Here is an 894-nt window from a genome sequence, read left to right as displayed (position 1 = left end):
ACCTGTCGTACTCATCGCTGAAGAGCTGTCGCCCGCGACCGTGGACGCACTCGGCCCGGACTTCGAGATCCGGCACTGCAACGGAGCCGACCGAGCCGAACTGCTCCCGGCCGTCGCCGACGCCGACGCGATCCTGATCCGCTCGGCCACCGAGGTCGACGCCGAGACGATCGCCGCCGCGCACAGGCTGAAGGTCGTCGCACGAGCCGGCGTCGGCCTGGACAACGTCGACGTCTCCGCCGCCACCAAGGCCGGCGTGATGGTCGTCAACGCCCCCACCTCGAACATCGTGACCGCCGCCGAGCTGGCCTGCGGTCTGCTGCTCGCCACCGCCCGCCACATCCCGCAGGCCGACGCCGCGCTGAAGAACGGCGAGTGGAAGCGCAGCAAGTACACGGGCGTCGAGCTCGCCGAGAAGACCCTCGGCGTCGTCGGCCTCGGCCGCATCGGCGCGCTCGTCGCGCAGCGCATGTCCGGCTTCGGCATGAAGGTCGTCGCCTACGACCCCTACGTGCAGCCCGCGCGCGCCGCGCAGACGGGCGTGAAGGTCCTGTCACTGGACGAGCTGCTCGAGGTCTCCGACTTCATCACCGTCCACCTGCCCAAGACCCCCGAGACGGTCGGACTGATCGGCGACGAGGCGCTGCGCAAGGTCAAGCCGAGCGTGCGCATCGTCAACGCCGCGCGCGGCGGCATCGTCGACGAGGAGGCGCTGTACTCGGCGCTGAAGGAGGGCCGGGTCGCCGGCGCCGGTCTCGACGTGTACGCCAAGGAGCCCTGCACGGACTCCCCGCTGTTCGAGTTCGACCAGGTCGTGGCCACCCCGCACCTCGGCGCGTCCACCGACGAGGCGCAGGAGAAGGCCGGCATCGCCGTCGCCCGCTCGGTGCGCCT

1 protein-coding gene is annotated in these 894 nt (G+C 71.3%); it reads left to right on the top strand.

The window, feature by feature from the left end; all coding sequences use genetic code 11:
• Positions 1-894 (top strand): hydroxyacid dehydrogenase (locus tag IE239_RS41515; protein WP_190154616.1); only part of this gene is annotated, 894 nt, incomplete at both ends.

Origin of the sequence: Streptomyces humidus (assembly GCF_014649655.1) — a bacterium.
Lineage (GTDB): Bacteria > Actinomycetota > Actinomycetes > Streptomycetales > Streptomycetaceae > Streptomyces > Streptomyces humidus.
This window is presented reverse-complemented; position numbering and strand designations above follow the sequence as displayed.